General features: G+C 70.3%; 30 protein-coding genes. 21 read left to right on the top strand and 9 right to left on the bottom strand.

All coding sequences use genetic code 11. The features are described from left to right. The 11 genes from ACIQU3_RS36600 to ACIQU3_RS36550 all read left to right on the top strand — a co-directional run. The coding region (locus ACIQU3_RS36600; protein ID WP_403930079.1) for a DUF2637 domain-containing protein at positions 1 to 1,246 on the top strand (1,246 nt) is incomplete at its 5' end. A gap of 146 nt (positions 1,247 to 1,392) precedes the next feature. Further along, entirely contained in the window at positions 1,393 to 1,866 is a 474-nt protein-coding gene (locus tag ACIQU3_RS36595) for a hypothetical protein (protein ID WP_024067073.1), read from the top strand. Then, positions 1,863 to 2,111, top strand: a complete 249-nt coding sequence (locus tag ACIQU3_RS36590) for a hypothetical protein (RefSeq protein ID WP_403930076.1) — start codon at positions 1,863 to 1,865, stop codon at positions 2,109 to 2,111. The genes ACIQU3_RS36595 and ACIQU3_RS36590 overlap by 4 nt, the downstream gene beginning before the upstream one ends. A gap of 126 nt (positions 2,112 to 2,237) precedes the next feature. After that, positions 2,238 to 4,217: a hypothetical protein gene (locus tag ACIQU3_RS36585; protein ID WP_403930073.1), complete on the top strand. Its 1,980-nt coding sequence runs from the start codon at positions 2,238 to 2,240 to the stop codon at positions 4,215 to 4,217. Positions 4,218 to 4,226: 9 nt separating this feature from the next. Then, positions 4,227 to 4,688: a hypothetical protein gene (locus ACIQU3_RS36580; RefSeq protein ID WP_403930069.1), complete on the top strand. Its 462-nt coding sequence runs from the start codon at positions 4,227 to 4,229 to the stop codon at positions 4,686 to 4,688. Positions 4,689 to 4,861: 173 nt separating this feature from the next. Next, a complete protein-coding gene (locus ACIQU3_RS36575; protein WP_403930066.1) occupies positions 4,862 to 5,773 on the top strand; it encodes a hypothetical protein in 912 nt (303 codons plus the stop codon). Next, positions 5,770 to 7,230: a transfer protein gene (locus ACIQU3_RS36570; protein ID WP_403930063.1), complete on the top strand. Its 1,461-nt coding sequence runs from the start codon at positions 5,770 to 5,772 to the stop codon at positions 7,228 to 7,230. The genes ACIQU3_RS36575 and ACIQU3_RS36570 overlap by 4 nt, the downstream gene beginning before the upstream one ends. 86 nt (positions 7,231 to 7,316) lie before the next feature. Next, on the top strand, positions 7,317 to 7,817 hold the full coding sequence (locus ACIQU3_RS36565; RefSeq protein WP_024067079.1) for a hypothetical protein: 501 nt from the start codon (positions 7,317 to 7,319) through the stop codon (positions 7,815 to 7,817). A gap of 14 nt (positions 7,818 to 7,831) precedes the next feature. Further along, on the top strand, positions 7,832 to 8,170 hold the full coding sequence (locus ACIQU3_RS36560; RefSeq protein WP_403930059.1) for a hypothetical protein: 339 nt from the start codon (positions 7,832 to 7,834) through the stop codon (positions 8,168 to 8,170). Next, positions 8,167 to 8,616, top strand: a complete 450-nt coding sequence (locus ACIQU3_RS36555; protein WP_173288795.1) for a Pycsar system effector family protein — start codon at positions 8,167 to 8,169, stop codon at positions 8,614 to 8,616. Before ACIQU3_RS36560 ends, ACIQU3_RS36555 begins: the two co-directional genes overlap by 4 nt. Positions 8,617 to 8,726: 110 nt before the next feature. Then, complete coding sequence (locus ACIQU3_RS36550; RefSeq protein ID WP_024067082.1) at positions 8,727 to 8,873, top strand: hypothetical protein; 147 nt, start codon at positions 8,727 to 8,729, stop codon at positions 8,871 to 8,873. Positions 8,874 to 9,925: 1,052 nt separating this feature from the next. Here the strand turns inward: ACIQU3_RS36550 and ACIQU3_RS36545 are convergent. The 3 genes from ACIQU3_RS36545 to ACIQU3_RS36535 all read right to left on the bottom strand — a co-directional run bounded on the left by ACIQU3_RS36545 (position 9,926) and on the right by ACIQU3_RS36535 (position 13,193). Continuing rightward, on the bottom strand, positions 9,926 to 10,666 hold the full coding sequence (locus ACIQU3_RS36545) for a hypothetical protein (RefSeq protein WP_403930054.1): 741 nt from the start codon (positions 10,664 to 10,666) through the stop codon (positions 9,926 to 9,928). A 781-nt stretch (positions 10,667 to 11,447) separates the two neighbouring features. Then, a complete protein-coding gene (locus tag ACIQU3_RS36540; RefSeq protein WP_403930051.1) occupies positions 11,448 to 12,146 on the bottom strand; it encodes a hypothetical protein in 699 nt (232 codons plus the stop codon). Between the two features lie 450 nt (positions 12,147 to 12,596). Then, positions 12,597 to 13,193 carry a hypothetical protein gene (locus ACIQU3_RS36535; RefSeq protein WP_403930048.1) on the bottom strand — a complete coding sequence of 199 codons (597 nt, stop codon included), beginning with the start codon at positions 13,191 to 13,193 and terminating at the stop codon, positions 12,597 to 12,599. 352 nt (positions 13,194 to 13,545) lie between these two features. On the opposite strand from ACIQU3_RS36535, the gene ACIQU3_RS36530 reads away from it, so the two are divergent. The 5 genes from ACIQU3_RS36530 (at position 13,546) to ACIQU3_RS36510 (ending at position 16,648) form a co-directional block, all read left to right on the top strand. Next, on the top strand, positions 13,546 to 14,049 hold the full coding sequence (locus ACIQU3_RS36530; RefSeq protein WP_403930046.1) for a hypothetical protein: 504 nt from the start codon (positions 13,546 to 13,548) through the stop codon (positions 14,047 to 14,049). Further along, a complete protein-coding gene (locus ACIQU3_RS36525; RefSeq protein ID WP_403930043.1) occupies positions 14,042 to 14,965 on the top strand; it encodes a recombinase family protein in 924 nt (307 codons plus the stop codon). The genes ACIQU3_RS36530 and ACIQU3_RS36525 overlap by 8 nt, the downstream gene beginning before the upstream one ends. A gap of 98 nt (positions 14,966 to 15,063) precedes the next feature. Further along, positions 15,064 to 15,369 carry a hypothetical protein gene (locus ACIQU3_RS36520; RefSeq protein WP_403930041.1) on the top strand — a complete coding sequence of 102 codons (306 nt, stop codon included), beginning with the start codon at positions 15,064 to 15,066 and terminating at the stop codon, positions 15,367 to 15,369. Positions 15,370 to 15,674: 305 nt separating this feature from the next. Further along, positions 15,675 to 16,130, top strand: a complete 456-nt coding sequence (locus ACIQU3_RS36515) for a hypothetical protein (RefSeq protein ID WP_173288799.1) — start codon at positions 15,675 to 15,677, stop codon at positions 16,128 to 16,130. Then, the gene (locus ACIQU3_RS36510; RefSeq protein ID WP_403930038.1) at positions 16,127 to 16,648 is read left to right on the top strand and encodes a bifunctional DNA primase/polymerase; all 522 of its coding nucleotides are present in this window, start codon (positions 16,127 to 16,129) and stop codon (positions 16,646 to 16,648) included. The genes ACIQU3_RS36515 and ACIQU3_RS36510 overlap by 4 nt, the downstream gene beginning before the upstream one ends. Positions 16,649 to 16,719: 71 nt before the next feature. Here the strand turns inward: ACIQU3_RS36510 and ACIQU3_RS36505 are convergent, their stop codons facing one another. The 6 genes from ACIQU3_RS36505 to ACIQU3_RS36480 all read right to left on the bottom strand — a co-directional run bounded on the left by ACIQU3_RS36505 (position 16,720) and on the right by ACIQU3_RS36480 (position 22,527). Next, positions 16,720 to 17,037: a hypothetical protein gene (locus ACIQU3_RS36505; protein ID WP_403930035.1), complete on the bottom strand. Its 318-nt coding sequence runs from the start codon at positions 17,035 to 17,037 to the stop codon at positions 16,720 to 16,722. A gap of 5 nt (positions 17,038 to 17,042) precedes the next feature. Further along, complete coding sequence (locus tag ACIQU3_RS36500) at positions 17,043 to 17,732, bottom strand: ParA family protein (RefSeq protein ID WP_403930032.1); 690 nt, start codon at positions 17,730 to 17,732, stop codon at positions 17,043 to 17,045. A 576-nt stretch (positions 17,733 to 18,308) separates the two neighbouring features. After that, on the bottom strand, positions 18,309 to 19,898 hold the full coding sequence (locus ACIQU3_RS36495; RefSeq protein WP_403930029.1) for a hypothetical protein: 1,590 nt from the start codon (positions 19,896 to 19,898) through the stop codon (positions 18,309 to 18,311). A gap of 211 nt (positions 19,899 to 20,109) precedes the next feature. After that, positions 20,110 to 21,006, bottom strand: a complete 897-nt coding sequence (locus ACIQU3_RS36490; protein ID WP_403930027.1) for a bifunctional DNA primase/polymerase — start codon at positions 21,004 to 21,006, stop codon at positions 20,110 to 20,112. Between the two features lie 70 nt (positions 21,007 to 21,076). Then, complete coding sequence (locus tag ACIQU3_RS36485) at positions 21,077 to 21,637, bottom strand: UTRA domain-containing protein (protein WP_403930024.1); 561 nt, start codon at positions 21,635 to 21,637, stop codon at positions 21,077 to 21,079. Between the two features lie 44 nt (positions 21,638 to 21,681). Further along, a complete protein-coding gene (locus ACIQU3_RS36480) occupies positions 21,682 to 22,527 on the bottom strand; it encodes a GntR family transcriptional regulator (protein WP_403930021.1) in 846 nt (281 codons plus the stop codon). Positions 22,528 to 23,177: 650 nt separating this feature from the next. On the opposite strand from ACIQU3_RS36480, the gene ACIQU3_RS36475 reads away from it, so the two are divergent. The 5 genes from ACIQU3_RS36475 to ACIQU3_RS36455 form a co-directional block, all read left to right on the top strand. Then, positions 23,178 to 23,513 (top strand): RNA polymerase sigma factor, encoded by a 336-nt coding sequence (locus ACIQU3_RS36475; protein ID WP_403930018.1) that lies wholly within the window; start codon positions 23,178 to 23,180, stop codon positions 23,511 to 23,513. Beyond that, positions 23,510 to 23,680, top strand: a complete 171-nt coding sequence (locus ACIQU3_RS36470; protein ID WP_403930015.1) for a hypothetical protein — start codon at positions 23,510 to 23,512, stop codon at positions 23,678 to 23,680. Before ACIQU3_RS36475 ends, ACIQU3_RS36470 begins: the two co-directional genes overlap by 4 nt. Positions 23,681 to 23,842: 162 nt before the next feature. Then, positions 23,843 to 24,118: a hypothetical protein gene (locus ACIQU3_RS36465; RefSeq protein ID WP_403930012.1), complete on the top strand. Its 276-nt coding sequence runs from the start codon at positions 23,843 to 23,845 to the stop codon at positions 24,116 to 24,118. Positions 24,119 to 24,150: 32 nt separating this feature from the next. Continuing rightward, a complete protein-coding gene (locus ACIQU3_RS36460; RefSeq protein ID WP_403930009.1) occupies positions 24,151 to 24,345 on the top strand; it encodes a hypothetical protein in 195 nt (64 codons plus the stop codon). A gap of 74 nt (positions 24,346 to 24,419) precedes the next feature. After that, the coding region (locus ACIQU3_RS36455; RefSeq protein ID WP_403930006.1) for a DUF2637 domain-containing protein at positions 24,420 to 24,843 on the top strand (424 nt) is incomplete at its 3' end.

Raw genomic sequence — 24,843 nt, 5'->3', positions numbered from 1 at the left:
CGCGGCGATCGTGACGTGCCTGGCCCTGGATCTGTTCATGGCCACGATCCGCACGTCATGGCCCCTGCTGAGGCTCATCGCGCACGGCATGACGCTGGCCAGCGTCTACTTCAACGCCGCCGCGAACGGCGCGATCGCCGAACACCTGGACAAGGCCTTGAGCCACGGCCTGATGCCCGTGCTGTTCGTGATCGGCGTCGAGGCCGGACGCCGCATCCTCGTCCACCAGGCCGCGCTTCCCGCCGACCACGACGTCATCCCAGGTCACCGCTGGGTTCTGGCCTTCCGCCCGACCTGGCGCATCTTCAAGACGATGAAGATCTGGGACATCGCGTACAGCGAGGCCATGGCCCGCCAGCGCGAGCGCGCCATCTTCAACGCCTGGAACGAGTACAAGGCGGAGCTGAAGAAGGCGAACCTGACCGAGGGCAGCGAAGAAGCCCTGGCCAGGCTGCCCAAGAAGCTGGAGCCCTTCGGCCTGACGGTCGATGAGGCCCTGGCGCTGCCGGACCGCATGGCCCGCGAGGAGCTCAGGCGCACCCAGCTCGCCGAACAGCGGGCCCGGGAGCTGGAGCTGGAGAAGGAGCGGGCCGCCCACGCAGCCGAGAAGGAGCGTCTGGCGCACCGCAAGGAGATGGCGGCCCTGACGGCCGACCTGACGGCGACGGAGGGCGTGGCGGGCGCACAGGCCCGTGGCGCGGTCGCCGAAGCCGAGGCGCGGGCCGACGCACAGGCTCGCGCGGCGACTTCGCTCGGGGACGCGATCGAGTCGAAGGAAGCGGCCGAAGCGAAGCAGCGAGCGGCCGAAGCGAAAGCGCGAGCGGTCGAAGCCGAGAAGCGAGCGGCCGAAGCGAACGCGGACAAGATGGCCGCGCTGGCGAAGACGGAGACGGAGAAGGCGAAGGCGATCGAAGCCGTGCACCGTGCGGCCGAAGCCCAAGCCGGAGCCGCCGCAGCGGAGAAGCGAGCGGCCGAAGCCCGCGAGGCGACCGCTCAGATCCTGCGCCGTGCGATCGAAGCCGAGGACTTCGCGAACTTCACCCCGCGCCAGCGCCGGGTGCGGATCGTGGCCCGGATGATCCTGGCGGCCCGGCCCGAGGACGTCGACCTGGCGGCCATCGAGCAGGCGATCGGCGTGAGCATGAGCACCGCGTCCACTACCAAGGCGGAGGCCGTCGCGCTCATCCAGGCCGGGTACGACCCGGCGACCGGGTTCGACCCGGAAGCACCGTCGCGCACAGCGTGACCAGCCCACCGGCACCACCAGTGAAGGCCAGCCCGCGGTCATCGGGCTGGCCTTCGCTGCGACTGCCGGAAGCAGTCCCAGCAACGCCGACCAGGACGCACGATCCGCCCTGGTCAGACACCCAACGGTAGAGGAGATCCCCACCCATGAGCACGTCTTCGTCCCGGCCGGAGTGGTCCGGGGACATGCTGGACCGCCCCGAGATGGTCGAAGCGTTCGCCAAGCAGCTGCGCGGCGTCCTCGGGGCACAGGCCGAGTACGTCGCGAAGATCCGCCGCGACGCTGAGGCGATGTGGAAGGCCAACCCCCCGGAGGGCTACAGCACCTTCGAGGCGTGGTGGCGTCACCGCTGGGTGACCAGCCCGTTCGGCCAGATCGAGGACCACATCGAGAAGGCCGCCAAGCTCACCTTCGACCTGGAGGCCCGCTACCGCCGGGGCCGCCACGAGATCCCGGAGCGCAAGGCCGCCGCCGCCCTGGAGAAGGAGCAGGCCAGGGAGACCCCGGCGGTCACCGCGGGGGGTGCGCCGATCCCCCCTAAGCCGCGCACGGCCCCGGCGGACACCGGTTCCGCCGGCGGGGACTTCCTGGAGCTGGTCCGCAAGGGCCGGTCGGCGTGAGCGGAAACGGAATGAGCCCCGAGGCCCTGAAGCGGCTCAGGAACCTCAAGGAGTTCTGGGACCCGAAGATGGCGGCCGTCGACAACGACGCCGACCTCGCCCGGGTCTGCTTCGACCGGGCCCGCGCCGCTGCCAAGCGGGCCCAGCGCGGCGGCAACCCGCGAGCCATGCACGAGCTCGCGGAACTGCTCGCGCACTTCGCGCACGACCTGGAAGTCGCCGACGCGAAGCGTCACGCCGCGTGACCCGTGAAGTTCAACTTCAACGGGCTTTCCGGGGTTCCGGGGGGCCCAAGGCGCGGCGCGCGTACGCGCGGCGCGCGAGGATCGCCGATTCCGTCACCGCCTGTCAACCCCTGGAAGGGAGCGAACGTGACCACCGACGACCGGGACGGCGACGTTCTGCCGTTCCCCCGAGTGACCCTCCCCGGGTCGTACGACGCCCCGTCACCGCCCGCGCCGGCGGACGACGATGACGGGGCGGACGACGACTGGGCTCCGGTCCCCGTCGGCTCCTGGCCGACGCTGCCGGACGTCTCCGGCATGGGTCCGCCCCTGCACCTGACCGTGCCGGGGACGCCCGATCCGGAATCCGACGATGAAGACGCCGACGTGGGCGACTTCGCCCCGCCGCCCCCCGAGGACCCCGACAACCCAACATTCCGGGACGTCGCCGCGATGGGCATGGCAGTCATGGCGGCCGTCGGCGTCGCCTGCGCACAGGGCATGTGGCACGCCGCGAAGGGCGCCAAGGCCCGCGCCGAACACCACCAGGCCATCGCCGACAAGGCCCGCCTGGCGGCCGACAAGGCAACCGAGAAGCACCGGATGCAGCCCGGCCCGGAGTTCGGCAAGGGCCAGAAGCCCGGCGCAGGCCGGGGCGGGGGCTCCGGCGGTTCGGGGAGCTCCGGCAGTTCCGGCGGAGGGTCCGGCGGATCGAAGAAGATCCCGCCCTCGCTCAAGAACAACGGCAACGGCGTCACCAAGGGCCCTCAGCGGCCGTCTCCCAGCGGTTCCGGGGGAGTTGGCCCCAAGGGGCCCGCCGGGAGCGGAAAGGGCTCCAACGGCTCGCACAGCGGCGGCAAGGACCGGTCCGGCAAGGACAAGGACCGGCCATGGAGGGACCGGGGGGCCAAGGACGCGAAGGGGCCGAAGAGTTCGGACAGCAAGTCGTCGAAGGACGACAAGTCGAAGTCCGCCAAGGACACCAGCACCAAGGCTGCCAAGGACTCCAAGGACGCCAAGGCCAAGGACGCGCCGAAGGACACGGCCAGGAAGCTCCCGAAGGCTCCCGAGCCCGTCTCGCCGTGGAAGGACAAGCCGGAGAACAAGGCCAAGGCCAAGGACGCCAAGGGCAAGCCGGACGCCAAGGATCCCAAGTCGGAGGCGAAGAAGGCCGATCCGAAGGACGGCGACAAGGTCGACCTGACGAAGAAGCCGAAGGCGACGGAGGCCGGGAAGGACACGGTCCCGCCGAAGCCGACCACGAAGCCCAAGCCGCTGTACGACAAGGACCGTCCGGTCACCGGCACGGCCAAGCCCGACGGCGAGAAGACGTGGAAGGACGCGCCGAAGCCGCCGGTCAACGGCACCAGCAACGGCAAGCCCGCCGCGGGGCCGACGCCCGGAGCGGAGTCGGCCGGCACCACCCCGCCGGGCGGATCGTCCGGCGCCTGGGCACCGCCGCCCCCGCCTCCCCCGCCGCCTCCGGGCTTCGAGGGGATGCGCCCGCCGCCCGGAGCGGCCGACGCCTACAGCGGCTCGATCTGGGCTGACTCCGAGCGCCTGGACCAGCAGGAAGCGCCGCAGGAACCGGCCCCGCCCGGGGCCATCACTCGGGGAACCGCGGCGCTTCCGGCGGGCACCGCCACGGCGCCGGCCGCCAGCTCGACATCGCCGGGGCCCGCCGCTCCGGCCGTACCACCGCAGAGAGGAGCCCGGTTCGTGAGTGCGCCGGTGAAGTCCACGCAGTACAGGGACGCGGAACTGACCGTGTACGACGTCATCGACGCCGACGCCGACATGGCGGAGGAGATCACCGAAGGCGTCGACGCGGCCATCAAGGCGTCGGAGGGCTGCGACGTCCTGTTCACGCGGCTGGAGGCGCTGCACGCCAAGGTCGTCGAACTCAAGGTGCCCGGCTCGCTGGAGGGCATGGTCATCCGGCTGATGGAGAAGTGCGGCACGGTCAAGGCCCGCGCCGACGCCATCGCCGAAGCCCTGCCGAGGGCCTCCGAGTCGATTGCCACCGCCGGGAGCAACGCCGAATCGCGGCACCGCCACCCGGCCGACGTCACCCGGGACATGGGCCACACCCGCCCGGCCGAACGCGAGTACCACCTCGGAGACTAGGAGGCCCTTATGGGAGAGGCACTGGAGAAGGCCGGAGCGGTCGCGGGCACGGTCGCCAGCGCGGCCGGGACGGCGATCGCCGCCACCGGCGCGGTGGTCGCCACGGCGGTGCGCTACACGATCGTCATCGCGCAGCTCGCCGCCGCCGGCGCGAAGCTGCGGGGCCTGAGCGAACAGGTCCGGTCGACGTACACGTACGTCGAGGGCTGCTCGAAGTCGGTCGACAACCTCGCCGACCAGATGGCGGGCCTGAAGGTCGACCGGGACACGGTCTCCGAGCACCACGAGGCCGCGACCGTGATGCGCAGCGTCCTCGCCGAAGCCGAGGCGATGGCCGCCGCGACGGAGGACCTGGCGACGCTCTTCGACCAGGCGTCGGCTGAGCACCAGGCCGACTACGGCCCGGTCGCGGAAGCCTTCCAGGCGATGCCGGTCGAACCGGCGGAGTCCGAGTTCTACAGCAACCGCTGATCAAACCCCCTTGCGACGTCTCGCACCTATCGCACAGGTGCGAGGCGTCGCACATCTCGCACACGTCGCACAACGGCGGAACGGCGGCCCGGTCATGGCCGCCGCTTCGCCGTCCCCGACCGCTAGCCCAGCTATCGCCCCCGGGGAGCTCCCCGGAGAAGGAGACGCCCGCCATGCTGTCCGCCGACCGGATGCGCGCCCACCTCGTCAACGCCCGGCGCCACCTGGACACCGCCCGCAGCCACACCGGCCGCGTGGCCACCGCGACCGGCACCGCCGCCGCGACCACCGGACTGTTCACCACGGCGGTCATGGGCGAGTCCCTGCTCGCCACGCTCGCCGCGACCGGCCTCGGTCTGCTCGTGCTGCCGACCGGCAAGGCCCGTCAGCAGGAGCCGGAGAAGGTCATCGAGCGGACCGCCGACGGCGGGATGCTCGTCTACACCCCGCCCGCGCCCCCGAGCCACCAGGGCCGCACGGCGGCCGTCCTCTACTCGGTGCCCGGCGTCGGCCTGGTCGGCGTCCTGGTCGCTGAGTGGATCGTGCCCGGCTTCCACTGGGGCGAGGCCCTGGCCGTCGCGCTGTGGTCCGCCGGCACCTGGTGGCTTCGCCCGGCCCGCCGCGCCCGGCACATGCTCGTGCCGCCGCTCCCGCCCCGCGCCAAGGACGACCTGGTCGTCCAGGAGGAACCGCAGCTCTACGCGCACCCGGCCGCTCAGTGGTGGGCGGAGCGGGTCGCCATCGAGGGCGGGGCCGCGCCGACCACGGTCCTGGAGGACGTGGAGAAGACCGGCGAGACGGCGATGCGGGCCATCATCCGCTCCGCCATCCCCGGCGAGCCGGTCCCCGACATCTCCGTGCGCCGCCTGTCCGCGCTGATGGACGTCCCCCAGGAGCTCATCACCGTCGGACCGGTCCCCGGCCGCGGGGCCTCCGTGCAGCTGCTCACCGTCGGCCAGGCCGACGCCGCCGCCCTGGACCCCGCCCGCCTGTGGGCTGAGCGCATCGCCCCGCTGGCCATGCCCGGCGCGACCATCACCGCCATCAACCTCGGCTCCATGAACCTGTCCAAGGAGGACGCGTGACCATCACCCCCGCCACCCCGGGCTCCCTCGCCATCCCCGACAACCAGATCATCGAGCTGATGGTCGAAGTCCCCGCGGGCCAGGTCATCAAGTACGACCTGGCGGCCCTCGTCAGCGCCTTCGACGTCGGCGACCCGGGCCGGATCGCTGTCGAGACCGACGGCTCCCGGCACGCGATCGTCACGATCTACCCGTCCAACCCGCTGGCCACCATGCCGCCGCCCTCCGACGACGACATGCTCATGGACAACCTCGGACGGATCGTCGTCGGCCGGTACCACAACGGCCGCCCCGCCCGCCGGAAGCTGTTCGACCCGCGCACCGGCAGCGCGGTCCGCGCCCTGACCTTCGGCACCACCGGCGCGGGCAAGAGCCGCACCGTCCAGTACGTGCTGGCCTGCGAGAAGCGCAACGGCATCGTGAGCTGGTACGGCGACCTCAAGGGCGGCCAGTCCGCCCCGGAGGCCCGGGGCCAGGTCGACTGGCTGGCCACGAGCCAGGAGGAAGTCATCCTGATGCTCCGGGCCGCCGTCGCGGTCGCTCAGCAGTCCCGCCAGCCGCGCTACGCCGCGATGGGCCGCAACGCCTTCGTCATCGGCGACCCCGACCCGCTGCTGTCCGTGCGGATCGACGAGGCCAACCGCCTCCTGGAGAAGGGGGCGCCGTACCGCGAGGAGGCGACCTACCTCGTCAAGGAGCTGGGACGCACCGGCCGTTCCGTCGGCATCGGCGAGGAACTGGACGCACAGGCCAGCCACCTCGAAGAGCTCGGAGGCTCGGACACGCTCAGGGCCATGCTCAAGGAGGGCGAGGTCACCTTGCTCCGCTGGAGTAGCTCGATGATGCGCCAGCTGGTGGCGGACGGTCTGCTGCCCGCCGGCACCCAGCTCATGCCGATCCCCAAGAGCCTCAAGCCTCGCGTCCTGCGCTCGCAGTTCGCCGAGGGCGTCGACGACGACGATGACGTCTGCGACACCCAGGGGACCGCCTATCTGCTCTCCGGGCCGTACCCGGCGAGCATGATGCGGCACTTCCGGATCGGCTCCATCATGCCGATGCCGGGCCTGGACCCGGAGATCCTCGCCCTGTACGGGCCGGGCGACCCCGCGCGCCTGGAAGAGACCTCGCTGGACGCGGCGGGCGAGGCGTACGCGGCCCGGGGCACCGACGCCATGGCCGCGCTGTGCGAGGCCGTGAAGGACGAACAGGCCGCCAAGGTGGCCAAGGTGCAGGCGGCCAACGGCGGGCGCGGCCCGCAGCTCCTGGAGGACCGCATCCGCGTCGTCCTCGCCGCGTCCGACGACCCGATGACCGCCGACCAGATCACGGCGGCCGTCAACGCCGACGGCGGCAAGGAGGTCAGGCTCGGCTCCGTCCGCACTCGGCTCAGCTCGCTCGCCGACGCCGGCGACGACGTCGCCCGGGTCGGGCACGGCCTGTACGCGGCCGTCCGCTGACCCTCCCCAACAGCAAGCCGGGGCCCTGGAGATCGCACCTCCGGGGCCCCTTTTCACTCCCCCAATGCCTCGAAGGAGTTCGAACAGTGGAGCACATCGACCGCACCCCCGGCATCCAGCTCAGCGAGTCGGAGGCCGCCGCCGAAGCCCGCCGGATCATCGAGAACCTGTACAAGCCGCAGCCCGCCCCCGAGCCGATCCCGACGTCCTACCGGGACACCTCGCCGAACACGCCGCCCACCGCCGCGCCGGTTGCCCAGGAGGGACGGCCGCCCATGTCCCAGCGCGCCACCGACATCAGCGGCGTCATGCTCGCCGGGGGCGTCGCCTCGCTGCCGGTCGGCGGGGTCACCGCCCTGGTGCTGTGGGTGCTCGGACAGGCCGACACCGCCAACCTCGCCATCGGGGCCGCCGCCCCGACCACTCTGGTGCTCGCCGCGGGCTTCCTGCTGCGGTCCGTCGGCCGCGCGAAGAAGGACATGCACACGGAGCACCACCACCACTACTCCGGCACGGTCGTTCAACGTACCGAGGTGAACACCCAGACGAAGGGGATGTTCAGCCGGACCCACAACCACAACGGCTGACGGGGGAAGTCGAGATGGCCACTCACGTCACCGTGTCGCACGGCGCCGACTTCGAGGGCGTCGACCGCTTCACCGTCAAGCAGTTACGGGAGCTCGGGCAGTACGTGCGGGGCGTCCTGTCGTACGACGACTACACGAAGCTGACCCCCGTCCTGGACCACGCCGGCGAGAGCGAGCTGGAGTTCAACACGGCCGAGGCCGCGCTCATGGCCGTGCTCCTGCGCCGGGCCGCCGCCGCCCGCACGCTGCCCAAGAAGTACGCCGGGCCCGCCCTGTTGCTCGGGTTGTCGGCGGCCCGCGCCGTCGACGAGGGCGAGCCCTGGACGTGGACCCTGGAAGAGGCCGGACGATGAGCGAGATGGACACCCGGCTCGATGCGGCGACCACCACCGTGCTCGCCGAGATCAGCCGGACCGACGCCAAGTCCGGCGTGCTGCTCACCGCGTTCTCGCTGCCGCTGGCCGCGCTGGTCGCCGCCGTCCCCGGCCGCGCCCTGCCGGGGGCCTCCGCCGCGCTCGTGGGGCTCGGCACCGTCGGCCTGGTGGCCGCGATGCTCGTGGTCCTGGTCGTCGTCCGTCCCCGCCTCGGAGGCGCGGCCCGCGGCTCGTACCTGTACTGGTCGCTGTGCACGCCGGAGGAGGTGGTCGCCGACCTCCAGGTGCCGGAGAACCAGGCGGCGCACGTCGTCCATCTCTCCCGGATCGCACGGCGGAAGTACCGCGGCCTCCAGGTCGCGATCGACATCACGGCGGTCTCGCTCATCACCCTCGCGGGCGCACTGCTCGCCGCGCTCGCGTAACGCCCTCTCGAACGACCAAGGCCCCCCGGCGTCTTCGGATGCCGGGGGGCCTTTTTGCGTTTCCGGACCGGCCGCGCGGGGCCATGCTGGGGTCCAGGAGGTGACCCGGGGTGGACTTCGAGTTCGAGTGCTGGCGCTGTGAGGCGGACTGCACGGTCTGGGGGAAGCCGGTGGGGTTCTGGACGGAGAAGTACCGGCTCCCCGAAGAGTGGTCGTGCTGGAACTGCGGGGCCATCAACATCACGCCCGACGACTGACCGAGGCGGGGAGTTGTAACGAGCTTCGCGCGCCCTGATTCGGGCCTTCGGCCCGGCGGCGCCATCCCACCGCGCGCGTGGCCGGCACCGTCGGCGACAGCAGCAGAGGGCGGCAGCGAGTTAGTGCTCATTGGAACAATGAGCGACCCGCCGCGGCCGTACGACGGCGGCAGCGAGTTAGTGCTCATTGGAACAATGAGCGACCCGCCGCGGCCGTACGACGGCGGCAGCGAGTTGTGGGTTACTGACCCCAGTAACGCGCCCGGCCGCGCTTCCCGACGGCAGCAGACGACGGCAGCAAGGTAGTGCTCACTGATATCAGTAAGCCCTCCGCTGCCCGGGGTCTGCAGGCGACCGGGCACGGTCGGGGCGGGGGTTTTCGGGGACCGGTCCGCGCACCATCCGCGCGCGGGAGACGGCAGTAACGACCGGAAGCAAGATAGTGCGAACTGGGCCCAGTTTCGCCGGGCGCCAGTTCCTCGGTCGTCGGTCCCGGCCGGGGACGTCGACCACGCGGCGGAGCACCGCCGTACGTCACCGACTTCACGTACGGCGTTACTCGAAGACCGCGTCGACGCGCCGCGCCACAAGACCCGCCGCGCGCGAACCGTCATGACCAACGCCGCCGTCGGCGACCGTCATGACCTGACGCCAAGCGCACCCACCGCGAGAGACCCGCACACCCTTGCATCACGGCCCGACGGCCGTCGCTGTCCACGGCTCCCGCTCAGGAGAGCCGGACCCGTGGACAGCGACTTGCGCGCGTCCCGCACGGTCAAAGCTCTTGCATTCACAAAGTCACAAGGTTCGTCGTGGTGCCGAGGTCATTCGTAATGCATGAGGTGTGACCGTTCAGGTCATCGCGTAGCGAGCGGCGAAGCCGTACCGCCTGTGCAAGATCAACACGGTCACACCTCTTGCATTCACGAACGCACGATCTCCAAAGGCCGTTTCACCTGGGCAGCAAGTTGGGCGGGAAGGGGAGCTTCCCGCGATGCCGAGGGCGGCATGACATCTCTTGCAACTCCGTTTCGTCCGGACGGAATCCGGCGTCACCGGCCCTTCTTGCGGGCCGCCCGCTCGCGCCGACGTCGCTCCGCACGCGGCAGTGCGGACGTGTCCTCGCCGACCGGCGGCAGTCCGTCCGGGCCCGCCTGGAGGTGTTCCATGGCGATGCCGAAGACGCGCGCGAGGTCGGCCCGCTGCGCCGGGGTGAACCGTCCGCCGCGTACGTCGGCGAGCAACTGGCGCAGCGCGCCGTACCAGTCGTCCACGGTCGTGGGCACCGTGCTGGGGACCACGCCGACCGTGCCGGGGAAGTCCTCCGTGACGAGCTCCGCCAGGACGTCCTGGAGCTCCCGCGCGCGGTGGTGGTCGCGGAACTTCGAGGCATCGAGCTGAAGCAGGGAGAGCATCGTCAGCCAGTCGTCGACCGACTCCGGGAAGCGGAGCCTCGGAGGCTCGGGCACCGGTTGCAGCACCGTGGGCCCCTTCCGGACGACGCTGCGCACCACCGTCTCCGTACGCTCGATCACCTCGCGGACGGGTTCGGGTGCGGGCGCGTCCCCGAGTTCGGCGCGCGCCTTCTCCCGCTCGTGCGCGCGCTTGCGGTGGCTGTCGTTGCAGAACTTCGGCGGCCGGCCCCGCCCGTTGTACTTCAACTCAGCGCCGCACCAGCCGCACGTCCGCTTCACCAGACGCTCGGTCACGTGCACCGACTCGTACTCGGCAACCGGCTCGCCGTGCTCCTGGCCGTCGTCCTCGGGTATCTCGTGCGGGGTGCTGGTCGTCATCCGGGAACCCTAGGCGGCCCGCGATCTACGCGGCGAGTTCCGTCCCCACGAAACCCGCGAGGGCAAAAGTGCTAGAGGTGCCGCGCACCGAACCCACTCGAAACCGGTGACCCGCACCACCCCCACCTTCGACGTGCCACGCTGCCGACCATGAGCACCACGCGACGCCAACTCGGCACCGGCCCCGCCCCCTCCCCTCGTACGACTCCGGCGGAAACTCCGTCCCCGCGGCTCCTACCGATCGAGCGCATCGGAGCGGGCCCGCTCCTGGGGGAAGTCGAGCACCAGGACGTCGCGCTGCCCCGTGGCCGGCGGACCCTCGGATCGGGCGGAGGCGAGGACGACCGGGGCCAGCAAGTTGGTGCGTGAGCATCGCTCCCGAGGGCGCAGCGAGGGCGCAGCAAGTTATCGCTGAAGACCGTCTTGGGACTCCGACCGAGGGCGGCCGGAGTTCGAGGTGCCGGTGGGAGCGGGTTGCCTCTCGTGTGGCTCTTCCTGATGACTCTCGTAGTGCCGCTCTTGGTGCCCCTCGTAGTGCGTCTCGTGCTGCCTCGGGTCGGTGCCGGAGTACGGCGACGCGTGACCGCTGACCTCGTCTGCAAGGGGTCCGTGCCGGAGCTCCCGGCCGCCGACTACTTCCCCACGGCGCCCTCTTGAGCGGGGGCCGGTGGTACCAGGGGCTTTCGCCAGCCCCTGGACCCCGCTTCCGTCGGCACTCCCCGACGCGCATCCGTCTCGCCGTGGCGTACGCCGTGCGCGCCGGGGAGCACCGCCGCCCGGGTCACCCCTCGCGGTCGACGTCCGCCTCGCCAACTTCCCCCAGGAGTGCGCCGGGCTCTCCGGCCTGTGTCACCGGATCGGGGGCCGCGTCCTCTTCCTGGTACTGCGCCAGGGTCTTCTCCAGGCGAGCCGCGAGGTCCTGGAGGTGAGGCGTCAGCGCCCGCTCCATCGGTGTCTCGCCGCGCTCGGCTCGGATGCGGGCGTCTTCCTCGTCGAGCTGTTCGTCGAGCGACTTCGGGTTCGGGTCGAACCGCACGAGCAACCACGCCGACGCTCGCCAGTCGCCCGGCCGCCGGCGGATGCGCTTCTCGCTGCGGTGCTCGCCGGTGACCGTGTCGGTCCACGATCGGTGAGTCTCGGAGACGACCGCGCCGCGGGCCGCTTCCTCGATGTAGGAGTGGGCGCGGACCACCGCGGCGGCACGGGCCCGGGTCACTCTCGCGTACAGGGCCGCGTGCGGGTTGGGGGAGTCGACGTCCAGGAGGCCGCCGTGCTCGCGGTCGACCGCGTCCTCCCCCAGCGCCATCCAGCGCAGGAAGGTCGACCTCCCGACTCCGGCCGCGTCGGCGGCCAGCTTCATCGGAAGGCCCGCGGCTGTGGCCCGGGTCAGCAGATCCATGGTCGTCGGGGTGAGCAGAGTGGGACGGCCCTTGCGGCGAGGCTTGCGGCGGGCGGGCTGAGTCGTGTGTGTCTTGGTCATGGGCGCGGACCGTACGCACGGCGCTCGCTACCGTCGCGGGCTTCGCGGGACTTCTCAGACCCACCCAACGCGCGCGGGATACAGGATCACCGCGCTTGCGTCTCGGCTCACCGCCCGCCGCGCTCCTGGTGGTGCTCGCCGACGGACTGCCTGCGGCCCGCCGTCGAAGGAAGAAGCCACACGCCCGGGATTCGGGCGGTCCGGCCGGTGCCCGGGTGCGACAGGTGCGACGCCTCGCACGGGTGCGTCAGGTGCGAGATGTGCGAGCCTCATTGACCTGCACGAACCGCTGTGCGGCCCTGTAGCGGCCTAAGGGCTTCCCCGATGTCCAATCACACACGGGCACTCGCAAACGGGCGGGAGACGGCACGCTGTGAGGCTGGTTGGCGATCTCTGGGCAGCAAAGAGCCCCGCGCGGCCGGAACCGGCGGGGCTCGGGGAAATCCGGCGTCAGTCGTTCGGGTTGGAGACCAGGTCCGGATCCAAGAAGCGCTTGAACCGCTGGAAGGCTGCCTGTCGAGTGGTGCCGAGGGCCTTCCCGATCGTCGTCCAGGTCTGGCCGTCGATGCGGGCCGCCGCGCCGGCGGTCGGCGCCACGTCGCCAACGAGCTTCTCCAGCTGGCCGATCGCGGCGAGCGCGACCAACGGCCGGAGCCTCGCGTGTTCGCGTACCTGCTTCGCCACGGTGGCAATCGCCTCGCGCAGCTCGGTCGGCATCGCGGTGCCCAGGAGCACCTCGATGTGCTCGGACTGCCAGGCCGCGAACGGCCCGGTGTTGGTCTCCCAGCCCTCCGTGCCCTCGTCGTCGTCGAAGTCGACGGGGAACGTGTCGGTGCTGCGCCACCCGCACTCGCACGCGGCCCGCACCGCCGTCGCCAGGGGGCGGCCCTCGGTCCCGTCGTAGAGGTCCCACCGGCCGTTCTTGAAGGTGGCTCCCTCGCGGCCGGGGACCGGGAACTGCAACGGCTCCGGCTCGCTGCCGTCGGCGAGGACGGCCACGGTGTAGCCCTCGTGGTCGTACAGGTCGTCCTGGGGTACGTCGTGCACCCAACCCATGTGATCCCCCTCGTAAAGGTTCCTTGACTGCCTACCGTAAAGGTGCCTTTACATGCCCGGAGTGTCAAGGGTCATTTACGAGCCCGGATGGCTACCCGTACGCGCGTTCGATTCCGTCTGGCGCCGGACCGCCGATCCAATCCGACTGGGGAGGCTAAAACGGTCGTTTTAGCCTCCCCTGGCCGATCCAATCCGCCGGATCGCCCGAACGGGTGAAAAACCGGGCATTCTGGCCTGTCGATCCATTGGATTCCGTTCCGTACTTGCGCCTCCCCTTTTCGCCCCCCTAGGCTGCCATTCGACCGCCGGAGCCACCAGGGCCCGGCCGAACGGAGGGGAACCCATGGCGTCCGACGACCAGGAGCCGACTCCCGCCGACATCCGCGCCCTCATGGCCGACGTCTCCGACCTCCAGGAGCGCATCCGTGATGTCGAGCGGCGGCTACGCGGCAGCGAGGAAACCCGGCACACCGTCTTCCGCCTGGACGACGCCGCCGGACGGATGACCGGCATCAGCGAGGCCCTGGAGAACACCGCCGGCGAACTCGCCCGGGTCCGGGCCGTACGCGACGGATCGGTGTGCGCCGTGCCGTGGGGCGTCTGCCCCGAGCACGGCAACCACCTGGTCAGCTCCGGCGGCCGTACCCGGTGCACGCAGCTCGCCTGTGGGCGGTCGTGGGACTACGACCGGCTGGGGGTGCCGTGCGGCGAGCCTCTGACCCACAGGGTCACCGACGCGGGCGGGGAGTCCTTCCTCGCCTGCAAGGCTCACGCGATGGACGCCACCGAACGGCTCATCGGCGGAATCGTCACCGAACTCGACAGCGAGGACCGCGACCGTGACTGACCGGTTGTACCTGCGCCACAGCACGGACAAGCAGACCGACGCCCGGCAGCGCCACTCTCTGGCCGCGCTCATCGCCGCCGGCGCCCCGGTCTACGAGGACCCCGCGACGTCCAGCCGCGTCCTGTCGCTGAACCGGCCCGGCTTCACCCAGCTGCTCAACGAGGCGGCCGTCGGCGACACGATCCGGATCGCCGACGCGGCCCGCCTGTTCCGCAGCGTGGCCGACGTCCTCGCGCTTCGGCCCGTGCTCATCCGCCGGGGCCTGCACCTGCGTGTCGAGTCCGGTCTGCTGTCCGGCATCGACCTCGCGGCCGACGACTCCGGCACCAAGATGATCATTCAGGTGCTGGCCGCCGTGCTGGAGTTCCAACGAGATCTCATCAGCGAGAACACCAAGGAGGGCGTCGCCACCGCCGAAGCCGCGGGCAAGAGCCTCGGTCGGCCCGCCGCATTCGAACCCCAGGAGATCGAGGAGATCGTGGAGGCGTACCGCGAGGGCGCCACCGTCAAGGGGCTCGCCCGGCAGTACCGCGTGGACCCCAAGACGATCCGCCGCGCGCTCGACTCCGCCGGCGCCCGCGAGGTTCCCGACGACCTCGGGGTGCTCCTGGACGACGTCGCCGACGACCACCAGGACCAGGCTCCCGCCGACCCCACGGTCTCCGTCGACGTCCCCGGCCTGGTTGCCGAGCACCTGCTGACTGGCGAGGACGCGAAAATCCGCGAGTCGCTGCGCGACGGCCGGACCATCCGCCGGGGCCAGGGCTACTCCGTGCGCGTCACCGCCCCGCTGAGCCTGCACCAGGCGATGATCGAGCAGTCCTCCGACGCCCTGATGCAGTCGCCCGCAGGCCGGAAGGCCCACCGGCTCCACTCCAACCGGGTCCTCGCCCTGCGCGTCCCGCCCCCGTTCTGACCTCGCGTGATACGCCTCGCACCTCTCGCACCCATGCGATCCCTCGTACCCGTGCGAGAGGTGCCCACCGCTAGCCCAGCTATCGCCCAGGAGAACCCGTGCACCTTGAGGACCAGGTCCGCAGCACCTTCCGCGAGCTGCGGGAGCTGTCGGGGGAGACGATGACCCGCCAGGCCGCCGGGATGCGCTACTCCGAGCCGACGTGGCGCCGGAAGGTCAACGGCGGCCGGGGAGGCGGGGCCACGATCGGCCTGGAGACCATCGAGCGGGCGTGCGCGCACTACGGCATGACCGCCGTCGAGATCTTCAGCTTCCCCGAGCTCGATGAGTTCCAGCGCGAGGCCCTCGCCCTGCGCATCCGCCGGAAGCTCCAGCCGCGCCCATGGCCTCCACAGGACGGCTGATCTCGTCAGCTAGCTGGGGTGATATGCCTCGCATGCGTCGCACTCATGCGAGGCGTATCACCTCTCGCACGGCCGACACCCAGCAAGTCCCCCAGGGTGTCGGCCCTCTCCGCTACAGTCGGAACTGCGGTCGCTTGACCGTGGGCCCGGCTCATGGCCCGGTTCGTCTGGCCCAGACCGGACGAGCAACACCGAAGGTGCCCCGCGCCGAGCCTCCACCAAAGACTTCATGAACTCCTTGCTGGCCTCGCTCTTGGCGGCCGGTGAGTCTGGGATCACCGCGAGCCGCGGAAACAGAGCTTGAGATGCCGAAGAACCACGCGCGGAAGAAGGCCCTGGCCGACCTCAAGGACGAGCTGGGCATCAAGCACGCCTGCGCCATCGCGCTCCTGGACCACCCGAACCCGGATGAGTTCGAGACGCTGTGCGAGTACCTGGAGACGTACGTCGACATCAACACGTACAAGGAGGCCGTCGACTACCTCCGGCAGGAGCAGAACGACCCCCGCAACAAGGTCATGTGCGAGAAGTGCGGCTGGACGTACGGGATGGTCTGCCCCGAGTGCCCCGGGTGCGGCTGCTACAACGGCCAGTGCTCCGGCTGGCGGCACCACGAGTACGAAGAGCCCGACTACGACGATCCGGACTACGGCGTGTACTGCCGCGAGTGCGGCGCCGGCGGGAGCGGGAACCCGTACGAAGAGTGCACCTGCTACGAGGACTTCGACGAGGACCAGGAGCAAGAGGCGGTCCCGGCGTGAGCACCGAAGCCGCCGCCGACCTCGCCGCCCGTGGGCTGGCCGTCTTCCCGCTCCCGCCGGGCGGTCGACGGCCCACCGGGCCCTGGCGCACGCACGTCCTGACCGACCCCGCGCGCGTCCGGGAGCTCTGGCGCGACGGCGACAACATCGGCGTCGGCTGCCGGGCCTCCCACGTCGTCGGCCTGGACCTGGACGTCGAGGACGACGGCCAGGCGGTGCTCGCCGCGCTCGCCGCCCGCCTCGGTCAGCCGTGGCCGGAGACGCTGACCGTGAACACCCCGAGCGGCGGCCGGCACCTGTACTTCGCCGCGCCGGAGGGCTGCACCATCGGCAGCTTCTCCGGCCGCCGCAGCCCCCTCGGACCGGGCGTCGACGTGCGCGGGCCCGGCCTTCGCACCGGCGGCTTCCTCGTGGGCCCCGGCTCCATCGTCGGCGGCAAGCCGTACGCGATCGGCCACGACGTGGCCATGGCGCCTCTGCCGCAGTGGATCGCCGATCGCCTCCAGACCCAGCGCTGACGCCCTGACCACATGTGATACCCCTCGCACCCGTGCTACTGGTGCGAGGGGTATCACGCGTATGCGGGGTCTCACTGGTGCGAGGCGTGCGACCTTCCCAGCTTCCGCTGGACGCGTTCCGACTGCGCGACGGCCGCTTCCAGGAGCGCGGCGACGACCTCGTGCTTGGGCACGCGGGTGCTGTGGTGGATGTCGTCCACGGCGGCCTGGAAGGCGTCGGCCGCCGTGGTCTTCGTGTACCAGGAACGCCGGGTCATGGTCTGCCGAGCCTCCGCTGCCGCCCGGTCCCGGTCGCGCCGGCGGTCTCGCGCCACGCTCTCCCGGGAGACCTCAGGTTCGTCCTCGTCATCGTCCGCCGGCGGGGGCGCCATCCGCTGTGGCCCGGTCATCGTCACTACGATCCCTTCTGGTTGGGCAGGATGCCGATCTCGCGCAGAACGGCGGGGACGTCGTGGAACTCCGCCCGGGGCGGCACTATCGGGTAGGCCCGCTGGTAGGCCACCCGCTTGCGCATCTCGGCAGTCAGCAGCGGGTACACCGGGAGCTCCCGCCCGCTCTTCGGGTCCTTCCCCGAGGTCAGCATGTCCCGGTACTCACGCGGCAGCGTCGTTCCGTGGTCAGTGCGGGACAGCAGCACCCAGGCGTCGAACCCTCCGACCTCGGAGTCGCCCGCGGCCGTCTGTGCGGCTCGCCAGGTCGACCGCAGGCGCCGGACCTCCGAGGGGTCCGCGCCGATCGGCACCACCAGGCGCCGGGCGTACACCAGGGCCGCCGTGAAGATGCCGGCGTTCCCGCCGCCGACGTCGACGATGACGCGATCGTGCTTGCTCCGCAGAGCGGCCACGTGTTCGTCCAGGTCGTCGAAGGGGTGCCGGGTGACCTTCACCGGGAACTTCTTGCCGGGGTTCTCCAGCTCGTAGTCCTTGCGCCAGTCGTTGCTCGTCTGGGAGACGCTGTCCGCGTCGACCAGGTGCACGTCCTCGCCTTCGACCGTGGCCAGCCACAGCGCGGCGAGCATCGCGATCCTCGTCTTGCCGACGCCGCCCTTCAGCATGCCGAAGACGTCGACCTCTGCCTCCGCCACCGGCTCACCTCCGCCCACTCCTGGCGGCCGCCATCGACCACCTCTCGCCGGGAGGCTACCGCTCGCACGTCTCGCACCCGGCGTACCCGTGCGACGCCTCGCACTCGTATCACCTGACCGCCGTCGTCGAAGGAAGAAGCCACGCCCGCCGAATCGAGACGGTCCGACCGGTCGACAGGCGACGCCACGAAGCGTGGGGGCGTGGCTTCTTCCCCACCGGAACCGGTGCTGTTCAGTAACAACAGAAGTAACAGAGTTAAAAGAACTACCCGCACTACCCGCACTACCCGCATAACCCCAGTTCAGAGTGGTTGCGGGTAGTGATCAGATGGCAAGATCGCACTACCCGCAACTACCCGCACTACCGAGGTCACGGGTAGTGCGGGTAGAGCGGCGACGACTGCCCGCAGCGGGCAGAGGCCCGCCCGACTACCCGCACGCCTGTGACCAGGAGGTTTGCGGGTAGTGCGGGTAGTGCGGGCAGTGCGGGGTGTAGTTGCTGCGACCCGTACGTTGCAGGTGCACGAGAAAGGCCCGCACGGACATCCGTGCGGGCCTCTGCGGGAAGACGGCGGCCTACTGGGGAGGCGCAGGAGCCGGGCCTTCCACTCGCCAGTAGTTGATCTTCTGCCGGGCGTCTCGTCTGGAGATGATCCGGTAGCCGCTGAAGAAACGGCCCTGTCGGGCACGCAACCACTTCCCGAGCTGCTTGGAGTTCGGGATCTTGTCGCCATTGGTCGGCATGACCTTGCTGAGGTTGGAGGCCGCGCTGACGCCGGTGGCCGAGGCGAAAGCGAAGTCGACCAGGTTCTGAGAGGTGTACTCCTGGGTGCCCAGCTCCTGATGCCAGACGGAGAGGAACGAAGCCCACTCCATGGCGTCTTCGTCGGAGTCCTCCATCTGCTCCTCACGGTCTTCCATCCACCCAGGCAGGCACATCCAGTTCAGGATGCCGCCGAGGGTGCGGGGCCACGCTCCGAAGGAAGCCATGTGGTGGTTGGACTTCGGCATCCCGGCCGCAACCCAGCCGCGGAGCAGGGTCAGGAGTGCGTGGAGAACTTCGGCGCGGTGAAGCTGGAGCCACTCGTTGAGGTCACCGGCCGCGAAAGCCGACGGGTCGCGGGTGTCGGGCCGTACGTCGGGGTTGAGGCGGACCCAGATGGTGCGGCGGGCGAGGTCGTCGCCGACGGTCAGGTTGTTGCCGTTGACCACCCAGAGCAGATTGTTCGGGAGGCTGACGATCTCGGACCGGCCGAGGATGCGGTCATTCCACACGGAAGACGTGAGCAGCTCTGACATGACTGGGAAGCGCAGGGTGTGGCCGGTCGGGAGGTTGTCGAAGACGGCGACGGGAGCGCCGGATTCCATCATCACGGACGTGATGACCTTGCGCTGTTCGCCGTTGTCCGTACCCCAGGTAGCACCCTTGATCCCGAAGAGTTCGGCCATGATGCGCGCCAGGAGCGACTTGCCGGAGCCCGGGTTGGTGGCGGTGATCGCCCACAGCGGAGTGGGGTCCGAGATCATCGAGCGAAGAAGAGGGATGAACAGCGCGGCGACGAACTGCGCGAGGTCACTCGCCTTCATCCAGGGGAAGTCACCCAGCATCCTGCCGACGACCAGCTCCTGAGCGTCGGCGATCTGCTCCGGCGTCGGATTCTCGGGGACGTCCTTGATCCGGATGCGGGGAGAGTAGAACCACCCGGTCGCTGGGTTGTACCCCTCTCGAAGGTGGAGCTGGCCGTCCGGGCTGAGCAGAGGCACAGAGGTGATCCCCTTGAGCCGGGGGAGCTTCCAGTTGTTCCGTGCCAGCACGACGGCCGCGACACGGGTGGGGAGAAGCACAGGTGAGGGCCCGTGCTTGCGCATCTTGAAGACTTCGGCGTGCTCGTGAAGGGCGAGGGTCAGCGCGTCCTTCGTGATCTCCTCGATGAAAGGCCCGTCGTCACCGTCGCCGATCCAGACGGGCCGCCGGCCGCGCAGGTAGACATCGGCGATCGCGCCGGACTGAAGCGCGCGCGTCACCTCAGTGACGCCGGTCGGCTCATCGGTGACGTCGATGACAACGCGCTCCCTGACGACCTCACGGTCTTCGAGGGGCCGCTGCTGAGGCACGGAGGGACTGGCGGTGTCGGTGGAGTGTCCGTCATCGGACGGCTGGGTCACGAGTGCTCCGTTCTTGGGAGCTGTGACCTTGTTCCGTCTCCTCCACAGGGCCACCGTGTCGTACAGTGGCTTCCGCGTAGGAAGCAGAGCAGGCGGATCAAAGCACAGCTCGAAACTTCCAGTCGGCCCGGCGTCTTAGGTGTCCCACCACCTGCCGGGCCGCTCGCTTTTGAGTTGCTTGTGGGACCGTAGCCCAGGGGGTTTACGGACCTCAGACCATTAAGGTCAACGGCACGGTCGCGCCGGACGCCGCGAACCCGTTCTCCACAGCTCGCACTGCATATCCCTCGGGTACGCCGACGCTCACAGCCGCGGTGACGATCTCGCCGCCCAACGACTCAAGGCCGCACGGTCCGGGGCACTCCTGGTGCAGCGCGGCGAGGAACCGCGCGACGCCGAATGCCTGCGAGGCTGCACCTTGCTCCGGGTGACTGCGGACCATGGCCAGGCCCTTGTCCAGCCCCTTCCGGACGTAGCCCTCGGTGTGGCGGCAGCCGCTCGCGACCTCCCGTGACCAGGCCGCTCGCGGCATCGGAGAAGAGGCCACCGTGCCCGCCGGCACCACGTGGCGGGGCAGCGACGTCACAGCCTCCGGGAGCTGGAGCATCTCGCCCTCGCCGCGACCGAGCCAGCGGGCATACGCCATGCGGGACTTAATGTCGACTCCCGGCCGCACCTTGTTCGCCGACTGCATGGTGCCCAGGTAGATCCAGTGTTCGCCGCGTGTCGTCGGGACGGTTCGAGTCGCGGGCAGGGCCTCGCGTGCCCAGGCGATCGCATCGCTGCTGTCGAGGTCGACCACGGTCACCCCAGCACCGCCCGGGTGGTAGGCGACCGCGGCCGACCGCCGCCAGGCTGCCATCCAGGCCGCCGACGTCACGAGGTCGACCGACGTCGACGCGGCAGCCCACGCGTGGCACGGCCGAGGGCACTCGCAGGTGCCGGCGCTCTTCATGTTCGGTCGGCCACCGCACCGGTTCTCGAAGCACTCAGGGCAGTTGGCAAACGGCACCTTGCCCTCGCGCAGGGGCAGCACCGGCACGCCGAGGGCCACCAGTTCGAGGGCTTGCCGCAGGTGAGCGCCTGCGGGTGAGTCGCTGTGCGTCATCGGCTTCCCCTTCCTCTGGTACCGCCCGGCGTCCTGCGAGAGGACGCCGGGCGGTGAGCCTGTTGGGCAGTTAGTCCAGCGGAACGCCGTACCGCAGCGTCCAACCGCGGCTGAGCACGTGCCGGGTGACTTCGACGGTCCGGCCGTCCTCGGTACGACCCGTGTGCGTGATGGTGAGCAGCAGCTCGCCGGAGTCGACGCCCAGGGCTTCGGCCTGCGCAGCGGTCGCCGGCACCTGCGTGACGTCCTCAACGACATCGGTCTGCGCCAGTCCCGCGTCCGCCATCCGGGAGATGATCCCGCCCGCGCCCGTGTCGAGCTGGGCAACGGCGGGAGCGGCCTCCGCGACGAACGCGGGGATGTACGTGTCGGCAAGCTGGACCAGGCGGTCACCGTCGTACATACGGCGCTGCCGGATGACGACCTCCGCGTCAGGGCTCACCCCGAGAAGGTCGGCGACGTCGGCAGGAGCCGCACCGCGCTGGACCTCAACCTCAGCGCGGGGGCTGCCACCGGCGCGCTTGGTCTCGGCTTCGAAAGCCCCGTGGGCACCGCCCTCCGCCCGCTGCACGTAGCGGCTGCGAGCGTCGCGGGTGATCGTCCCGTCAGCGCCGATGGTGTTGCTCGGCATGGTGCTCCTTCGTTGGTGATGGATGGGTTGACGTGGGACGACGCCTAGTCGGCGTCTAGTTCCCACGTGTACGAGAACCGCCAGATGTTCGCGGGCATGACGTGCACCGCGACCTCAACGACGCGGCCCTCTGCTGTTGAGGCGTGATGGACCAGCTCGTATACCTGCCGGTCGTCGGGGATGCTCAGGGCCTCCGCCTCCTCCGAGGTGGGGAAGCGGACCTCGATGGACTCCTGGACGCGCCGCTGAGCGAATCCGAGGTCGGCGAGCCGGTTCTTGCTGCCGCCCGGTCCGGTGTCCTGTTCTTCGATCGCGGTCCCACCTGCGATCTCGATGGGGAACCACGACGTGGCGAGCTGGACGACGAACCCCTCGTCGGAGTCCGCAGCGTCCCGGCCGGCCTTCATGGCACGGCTCCGGTAGATGGCCTTCGCTGAGTGGTGCAGCTCGAACGCGGCAGCAACGTCACGCGGCGGGCGGGCTCGCCCGATCTCGGTCGGCGTCCGCTTGTAGACCAGACCGAGGCGGTTCAGCTCTGCCTCGAACGCGCCGCGTGCACCGCCTTCGGATCGGGCTGCGGGCTGGTACCGGCCCGTTCCGTCGCGGGTGATCTTGCCGATGAACGGCGTCACGAACGAGCCCTTGCCCTGTCGGGTCACGACCAGGCCGTCCCGTTCCAGGACGCGGAACACATCTCGCGCGGTCTGGAAGGCGATTCCTTCGGCGGCCTGGAGCTCCGACACGCTGGGCAGCTTGCCGCCCGGCGGGTACTTGCCGGTCTCGATCTTCGTCCGGAGATCGGCGGCGATTCGCTCGATCTTCCCGGGCTCCTTCTTGGCCACGGCCCTCCGTCCCTTCTGCTCGGTGTGCTGGGTGCTGTTGGCCGCCAAGCATGACATAGCTAGTTGAGTATCGGAAGTCGAGATCATTGGCCTGTTGTGTGTCGCCATGTTTCCGCAGGTCAGACGCTAGTCCATTCGGCACTTAGCTAGTTGTGTTGACACCCCCAGCAAGAGGTGCGTTAATCAATCTCGCGCGCCGCGCTCAACTAGTTGGGTGCGGTGCGAGGTACTGCCCGGAGGGGAAGCGCGCGTGCGCGTCGAACCGAAGGAAGCGGCTGTTCCTTTTCAACTCCACAGAGGCAGAGACACCGGAAGACACGAGCCGAACCACCCGCCCTTCGAGGCCAGGCAGGCGGCTCCTCTGGTCAATCCGGCCCCGTCCGCAGGGTGATGCGGACCGCCAGCCCGCAGGCGATGTGCGGGCCAGGCACCTGCGACAAGCCAGCCCTGCCGCGCGGACACTTCCGCAGCACCTTGGCCCAGGCCGTCCTCACGGGCGGACAAGAGCCCCGTACGCGCGGTGAGACAAGGGCAGAGATCGCGGGCCCCGGAGGCATTGACCGGTTCGAGTCCGGTACGGGGCGCGGCGGCCAACCAAGGCCGCGCCGGCGGCCGTGGCTTCTTCTTCGGCCGGCCCCCGCGTAGCAGGCGGGGACCAGCCGGGGCCACGGCCCCAGATCGCATGGAGGTGCGACCCAATGCCCAAAGGTATCGAGGTCCAGGCCCTCGCCGTGGACCTGACGGCCATCTACGCCAACCAGCACGCCCGTGTGCTGGGGATCGTCGGCCGCACGCTGCGCCCGGAGGACCGGGCCGCGTACGTCGACGACCTCGCACAGGACGTGTGGCTGATGGTCTGGCAGTACCTGCTGCGCGGCAACGAGATCAGGAACGCCTCCGGGCTCCTGGCCGTGTTCGCCCGCCGCAGGGTGTACGCGCACTACCGGTCGGCGCGGGTTCGCCGCGAACAGGCGACCGACCCGACCAGCTTCGCGCTGGACCGCCTCTGCGCTGACCTGGAGGCGATCGCATGACGCGCACGGTCTTCGACGCGTTCTCGGCTGGCCACCCGCGAGGGTCGTGGCCGGCGGAAGAGCGAGCCAACGAACTGCGGGAGCAAGGCCAGCCCGCCACGGTCGTGATGGACATCGACACGGACCGGTTCCTGGTCGTGTCCGAGGGCGGGGAGGCAGCCGCATGAACGCTGTGACCTGCTGCGACTGGTGCGGCCAGGACCACGACCCGATCCGTCCCCAAGACGACGACCTGTAACCCGACGACGGGCGTCCGTCGCCACCAGGCCCCCACGGCTGGTGACGGCGGACGCCCGGCTGTCGGTGCCGGGCCCGTCGAGGGAGACACGTTGAAGGTCAAGAAGCGCGCGGCCGCGGTGGCGGCCATCGCTCACCTGGGTTCGCTGTACGTCGTTGCCGAGCTGGTGCACGCCATAGGCGGCCAGGAGTGGCACCGGCTGGAGAAGCACCTGGACGGCCTGGACGACCGCGCGGACGTCGCGCTGGCCGCGTGCAGGGAGTCAGGGGACGGCGAGTTCGCGGATCGGCTGGAGAACACGGCGATGCGCGGCACCGACATGGTCGGTGTGGTGACCGCCAGGTTCGCCCGCGAGCCGGTCCGGTGACAGGCGCCAGCGGGGACGTCCCGCAGAAGCACATGACGATCCGCATCAGCCGCGACGGCGGCCGGACGTACGCCGACCCGATCGAGGTCCGGCCCAACCCCAACCTGCCGCCGACGAACGCGTGGGCGGAGGGCTGGCCGCCGTGCGACTGCCCCAAGCACCGGGCGGCGCGGGCGGAGGGCCGCGAAATTCCCCAGACGGTTCGGCTCCGTTTCGACGGATCATGACCGTGCTCGAAGCGGCTTCGACCACTCCGGTCACCGCTTCGGGCACTCGCCCACGATCTTCGGATGGAGAGAGCATGACGACCACCATCGAGCCGCCCGTCAAGGTGCCGGCCCCGGTCGACCCGGCACCGCCTTCGGGCACTCGGGTCGCCGCTTCGGGCACTCAGCCCCCGGCTTCGGCTACTCCGGCCGACGCTTCGACCACTTCGTTGGAACCGTCCGGCGACACCCAGCCGGAGGTGAGCCGGAAGGTCAAGATCTGGCTCGGGATCGCGTCCATCGTCGGCGCGTGTGTGATCGGCGCGATCGGCTTCTACCTGTCCTTCGGCAACCTGTCCGACGCCGGTTCGACCCGGTTCGGCTTCTCCGTCGAGGACGCGCCGTTCTTCGCGATCGGCGTCGACGCGGCGATCGTGACGTGCCTGGCCCTGGATCTGTTCATGGCCACGATCCGCACGTCATGGCCCCTGCTGAGGCTCATCGCGCACGGCATGACGC

It is taken from the genome of Streptomyces sp. NPDC101110 (assembly GCF_044759525.1).
In the GTDB taxonomy this organism is placed as follows: Bacteria; Actinomycetota; Actinomycetes; order Streptomycetales; family Streptomycetaceae; genus Streptomyces.
Note: the sequence above shows the minus strand (reverse complement) of the source record. Positions and strands in the feature narration are given on the sequence as shown.

Excerpts from the sequence above, each read along its gene's own strand:
- ACIQU3_RS36595 (WP_024067073.1), top strand. The coding sequence starts at position 1,393 with ATGAGCACGTCTTCGTCCCGGCCGGAGTGGTCCGGGGACATGCTGGAC.
- ACIQU3_RS36580 (WP_403930069.1), top strand. The coding sequence starts at position 4,227 with ATGGGAGAGGCACTGGAGAAGGCCGGAGCGGTCGCGGGCACGGTCGCC.
- ACIQU3_RS36575 (WP_403930066.1), top strand. The coding sequence starts at position 4,862 with ATGCTGTCCGCCGACCGGATGCGCGCCCACCTCGTCAACGCCCGGCGC.
- ACIQU3_RS36560 (WP_403930059.1), top strand. The coding sequence starts at position 7,832 with ATGGCCACTCACGTCACCGTGTCGCACGGCGCCGACTTCGAGGGCGTC.
- ACIQU3_RS36555 (WP_173288795.1), top strand. The coding sequence starts at position 8,167 with ATGAGCGAGATGGACACCCGGCTCGATGCGGCGACCACCACCGTGCTC.
- ACIQU3_RS36545 (WP_403930054.1), bottom strand. The coding sequence starts at position 10,666 with ATGACGACCAGCACCCCGCACGAGATACCCGAGGACGACGGCCAGGAG.
- ACIQU3_RS36540 (WP_403930051.1), bottom strand. The coding sequence starts at position 12,146 with ATGACCAAGACACACACGACTCAGCCCGCCCGCCGCAAGCCTCGCCGC.
- ACIQU3_RS36530 (WP_403930046.1), top strand. The coding sequence starts at position 13,546 with ATGGCGTCCGACGACCAGGAGCCGACTCCCGCCGACATCCGCGCCCTC.
- ACIQU3_RS36515 (WP_173288799.1), top strand. The coding sequence starts at position 15,675 with ATGCCGAAGAACCACGCGCGGAAGAAGGCCCTGGCCGACCTCAAGGAC.
- ACIQU3_RS36505 (WP_403930035.1), bottom strand. The coding sequence starts at position 17,037 with ATGACCGGGCCACAGCGGATGGCGCCCCCGCCGGCGGACGATGACGAG.
- ACIQU3_RS36490 (WP_403930027.1), bottom strand. The coding sequence starts at position 21,006 with ATGACGCACAGCGACTCACCCGCAGGCGCTCACCTGCGGCAAGCCCTC.
- ACIQU3_RS36485 (WP_403930024.1), bottom strand. The coding sequence starts at position 21,637 with ATGCCGAGCAACACCATCGGCGCTGACGGGACGATCACCCGCGACGCT.
- ACIQU3_RS36475 (WP_403930018.1), top strand. The coding sequence starts at position 23,178 with ATGCCCAAAGGTATCGAGGTCCAGGCCCTCGCCGTGGACCTGACGGCC.
- ACIQU3_RS36470 (WP_403930015.1), top strand. The coding sequence starts at position 23,510 with ATGACGCGCACGGTCTTCGACGCGTTCTCGGCTGGCCACCCGCGAGGG.
- ACIQU3_RS36460 (WP_403930009.1), top strand. The coding sequence starts at position 24,151 with ATGACGATCCGCATCAGCCGCGACGGCGGCCGGACGTACGCCGACCCG.